Source organism: Citrobacter sp. TBCS-14, from assembly GCF_005280805.1.
Classification (GTDB): Bacteria; Pseudomonadota; Gammaproteobacteria; order Enterobacterales; family Enterobacteriaceae; genus Citrobacter; species Citrobacter gillenii.
This window is the reverse complement of the sequence record NZ_SZWM01001031.1, coordinates 1-221: the sequence shown is the minus strand read 5'-3', so window position 1 is coordinate 221 and position 221 is coordinate 1. Positions and strand designations below refer to the sequence as shown.

Annotated in this window: 1 protein-coding gene; it reads left to right on the top strand. The window is 52.5% G+C overall.

What is annotated here, in order from left to right:
* The coding region (locus tag FDX22_RS23795) for a phage terminase large subunit family protein (RefSeq protein ID WP_186805447.1) at positions 1 to 221 on the top strand (221 nt) is incomplete at both ends.

Genomic DNA, 221 nt, shown 5'->3' with positions numbered 1-221 from the left:
CTTGGTTCAAAACGAACCACCACCTTTATGTCCAGCGGGATGACGCTTGTCGAAAGTTCTCCCGGTCGTGAGATTCGTGACACCAAGTGGCGACCAACCAGCGCGCATGAGGCTCCCCCGACAACTGGAATATTATCGCTATTTAATAAAGGCGATCGGCGACGGCTTTACTGGCCATGCCCGCATTGCGGGGAATATTTTCAGCCGGAAATCGCCAATAT